The 4116-nt window shown below is 74.2% G+C and carries 5 protein-coding genes; all 5 read left to right on the top strand.

From position 1 onward, the window contains the following. The coding region (locus HUW36_RS27175; RefSeq protein WP_246248343.1) for a DUF167 domain-containing protein at positions 1-180 on the top strand (180 nt) is incomplete at its 5' end. A 22-nt stretch (positions 181-202) separates the two neighbouring features. Then, the gene (locus HUW36_RS27170) at positions 203-1708 is read left to right on the top strand and encodes a potassium/proton antiporter (RefSeq protein WP_174530743.1); all 1506 of its coding nucleotides are present in this window, start codon (positions 203-205) and stop codon (positions 1706-1708) included. Positions 1709-1931: 223 nt separating this feature from the next. After that, the gene (locus HUW36_RS27165) at positions 1932-2351 is read left to right on the top strand and encodes a TraR/DksA family transcriptional regulator (RefSeq protein ID WP_174530742.1); all 420 of its coding nucleotides are present in this window, start codon (positions 1932-1934) and stop codon (positions 2349-2351) included. Between the two features lie 67 nt (positions 2352-2418). Beyond that, the gene (gene lspA, locus HUW36_RS27160) at positions 2419-3024 is read left to right on the top strand and encodes a signal peptidase II (RefSeq protein WP_174530741.1); all 606 of its coding nucleotides are present in this window, start codon (positions 2419-2421) and stop codon (positions 3022-3024) included. Further along, entirely contained in the window at positions 3021-3965 is a 945-nt protein-coding gene (locus tag HUW36_RS27155; RefSeq protein WP_174530740.1) for an RluA family pseudouridine synthase, read from the top strand. Before lspA ends, HUW36_RS27155 begins: the two co-directional genes overlap by 4 nt. Positions 3966-4116: the final 151 nt, after the last annotated feature.

The following is a 4116-nucleotide window of genomic DNA, read 5'->3' as shown; positions in this document are numbered from 1 at the left end:
GTCGACGGCCGGGCCACCGAGGCGGTGCGGCGGGCCCTGGCGCAGGCGCTGGGCGTCCGGCCCGCCACCGTGTCGCTTCGCGCCGGCGCGGCCAGCCGGGACAAGATCTTCCTGGTCGAGCGCCCGGTGGCCGGGTTGCCCGAGGTGCTGCGTCGGCTGCGCGACGGCAGCGCCGGGTGAGGAACCGTCGGGCTGGTCGGCGATGACCCCGGGGCTGAACCTCGCGCTGCTGGTGGGCGCGGCCGTGCTGCTGGTCGCGGTGGGGGCGGTGCGGTTCTCCACCCGCCTCGGCGTACCCAGCCTGCTGGTCTACCTCGCGCTCGGCGTGCTGATCGGCGAGGCCGGCCTGGGCATCGAGTTCGACGACGTCGAGCTGACCCGGGTGCTCGGCTTCTGCGCGCTCATCGTGATCATCGCCGAGGGTGGCCTGAGCGCCCGGTGGAGCACGTTGCGCCCGGTGCTCGGCCTGGCCTCGGCGCTGTCCACGGTCGGCGTGGTGGTCAGCATCCTGGTCGTCGGCGTGGTGGTGCACCTGCTGCTCGGCCTGGACTGGCGGCTGGCCCTGCTCTACGGCGCGGTGCTCTCGTCCACCGACGCGGCGGCGGTCTTCGCCACCCTGCGCCGGCTGCGCCTGCCCCCGCGCCTGGTGGCCACGCTGGAGGCCGAGTCCGGGATGAACGACGCCCCGGTGGTCCTGCTGGTGCTGCTGCTGTCCCGGGCCGGGGGCGAGGCGGCCCACCCCTGGTGGTACGAGGTGCTGGTGCTCGGCTACGAGCTGGGAACGGGTGCGGCGGTCGGCGTGGGCGCCGGCCTGGCCGGGCGGTACGCGTTGCGGCGCGCCGCGCTGCCCTCGTCCGGGCTCTACCCGATCGCGGTGGTCGGCTTCACGGTGCTCGCGTACGCGGCCGGGTCGGTGCTGCACGCCTCGGGATTCCTGGCCGTCTACGTGGCCGGCGTGCTGCTCGGCAACTCCCGGCTGCCGCACCGGCAGGCGATCCTCGGCTTCGCCGACGGGCTGGCGTGGCTGGCCCAGATCGGGCTGTTCGTGCTGCTCGGCCTGCTGGTGTCGCCGAGCCGCCTGGACGCCGCGGTGCTGCCGGCGGTGATCACCGGACTGGCCCTGCTGCTGCTCGCCCGGCCGCTGTCGGTGGCGGTCTCCGCGTTGCCCTTCCGGGTGAACCTGCGCGAGCAGCTCTTCCTGTCCTGGGCCGGCCTGCGCGGCGCGGTGCCGATCGTGCTGGCCACCATCCCGCTCTCGCTGCGGGTGCCGGGCGCGGACCGGCTCTTCGACGCGGTGTTCGTGCTGGTGGTGATCTTCACGTTGCTCCAGGCCGGGACGCTGGCCCCGGCGGCCCGCCGGTTGGGCGTGACCGCGCCGGCGGAGGCGAGCGAGATCCTGCTGGAGACCGCGCCGCTGGAGCGGATGCGGGCCGACCTGCTCCAGCTGGAGGTGCCGGAGGGTTCCCGGCTGGCCGGGGTGCACGTGGACGAACTGCGCCTGCCGGTGGGCGCCGCGGTCACGCTGGTGCTGCGCGACGGGGTCGGCTTCGTGCCCGGTCCGGACACCCGGCTCAAGGTCGGGGACAGCCTGCTCATCGTCGCCGCCGCCGGCGCGCGGGACGCCACGGAGCGGCGGCTGCGGGCGGTGAGCCGCCGGGGTCGGTTGGCCCGCTGGTTTGGGGAGTACGGGGAGGACCGGACCGGCTGATCTGCTAGCGTTCCTTTTGCCCCGATTAGTGGCAAGGCGGGGCGGAAAAGCGGAGCGACGGTGCGGCACGTTGTCGGACGCCTGTACGTTCCGTATTCTTGCCAACCTCCGGAGTGCGCGGCGCGGTCGCCGTGCGCCCGTTCTGTTCGTGGGGGACGCCGGCGCCGGTGACCCCTGCCCACGTACCGCTGACCGCCGCGCCACGCGGCTGAGGGAGCTGACGATGGCGAAGCCAGCCGAGACCAGGACCGCCGGCCGCAAACCGGTGGCGAAGGCCACCCGCAGCGCGGCGGAGACCGAGAAGATCCGGGCCGCCCTGGCGGCACGACGGGACGAGCTCAACGCCGAGTACGATCAGACGCTGAGCGAGATCACCGAGCTGCAGCGCGACCGGCTGACCGACTCGGCCGGGGACGACCAGGCCGACACCGGCACCAAGACGTTCGAGCGCGAGCAGGAGATCTCTCTCGCCAACAGCATCAAGGAGCGGATCACGCAGGTCGAGCGCGCGCTGGAGCGGCTCGACGAGGGTGGCTACGGCTGGTGCGAGCGGTGCGGCAACCCGATCCCGGTGGAGCGGCTCGCCGCATTCCCGTCGGCCACCCTCTGCGTGAGCTGCAAGCAGCTGGCGGAGCGGCGCTGACGTCCGTTCCCCGGCGGCCGAACGGCAGACGGTGACCGCCACCGTCGCGAGCGTCGATGGGGAGCAGATGACCGCAGCACCGCCCGCCGGGCCCGGCACCACCGAGACGGGCGCCGGCACGCCCCGCCGAAAGGCGGCCGGCCTGCTGCTCGGCGTCTCCCTGGTCTCGCTCCTGGCGGACCTCGGCACCAAGCAGCTCGCGCTCAGCGAGCTGCCCGGCCGGGAGGAGCCGGTGTCGGTGCTCGGCGGAGCCGTCTACTTCACCCTCACCCGCAACAGCGGCGCCGCGTGGAGCATCGGCGCCGACTACACCTGGGTCTTCCCGCTGATCACGTTCGCGGTGATCGGCTGGATCGCCTGGATGGCGCTGCGGCTGCGGTCGCTGCCCTGGGCGGTGTCGCTGGGTCTGGTGCTGGGCGGCGCGCTGGGCAACCTGGCCGACCGGATCTTCCGCGCGCCGGGGCACTTCGTCGGCCACGTGGTCGACATGATCAGCGTGTTCGGCCCGTACGGCGAGTTCTTCCCGGTGTTCAACCTGGCCGACAGCTCCCTGTTCTGCGGCGTGGTGCTGGCGGTCTTCCTGGAGCTGACCGGCCGGCAGCGCGACGGCTCCCGGGCCAGCACGAAACCCGCCACCGAGGACGCCCCGGCCGACCAGAAGGAGCGCGCGTGACCGCCGCGTTCGCCACCGGTGGCGACCACCGCTCCCTGCCCGTCCCGGACGGGCTCGACGGCATGCGGCTGGACCAGGCCGTGTCCCGGCTGTTCGGGCTCTCCCGCACCGCCGCGGCGGCGCTCGTCGACGCCGGGGACGCGCTCGTCGACGGCGCGGCCCGGGCCAACTCGCACAAGGTGCGCGCCGGCTCCTGGCTGGAGGTCACGCTGCCCGCGCCGGCCGCGCCGCCGACCGTGGTGCCGCAGGCCGTGCCCGGCCTGACCGTGGTCTACGCCGACGACGACATCGTGGTGGTCGACAAGCCGGTCGGCGTGGCCGCGCACCCGAGCCCCGGCTGGACCGGCCCGACCGTGATCGGCGGGCTGGCCGGCATCGGCCACCGGATCTCCACCAGCGGCGCCGCCGAGCGGCAGGGCGTGGTGCACCGGCTCGACGTCGGCACCACCGGGATCATGGTGGTGGCCAAGAGCGAGCAGGCGTACACCGCGTTGAAGCGGGCGTTCAAGTACCGCGAGGTGGAGAAGCGCTACCACGCGGTGGTGCAGGGCCACCCCGACCCGCTGCGCGGCACCATCGACGCGCCGATCGACAGGCACCCCCACCACGACTACCGCTGGGCGGTCGTCTCCGGCGGCAAGCCGAGCATCACCCACTACGACACGCTGGAGGCGTTCCCCTCCGCCAGCCTGCTCGACGTGCGCCTGGAGACCGGGCGTACGCACCAGATCCGGGTGCACTTCTCCAGCATGCGGCACCCCTGCGTCGGTGACCTGACCTACGGCGCCGACCCGACGCTGTCCGCCCGGCTCAAACTGGCCCGGCAGTGGCTGCACGCCCGCTCGTTGAGCTTCGCGCACCCGCGCACCGGCGACGAGGTCACCTTCGTCAGCGACTACCCGGACGACCTGGCCCGGGCGCTGGAGATCCTGCGCGACTGACCGTGACCGACCACCCCGCGCCGCCGCGCCCGTCGCGTACCGCCGCGCTGACCTGGCTCGCGCTCGCCTGCGCGCTGGTGGTGCTGGTGGTCGCCGTGGCGCAGCGGCGGGACCGGCCGGTGGGCGACCGCACGGTCGGCGAGGCGACCCG

Source organism: Micromonospora maritima (genome assembly GCF_902825405.1).
GTDB lineage: Bacteria > Actinomycetota > Actinomycetes > Mycobacteriales > Micromonosporaceae > Micromonospora > Micromonospora maritima.
This window is presented reverse-complemented; position numbering and strand designations above follow the sequence as displayed.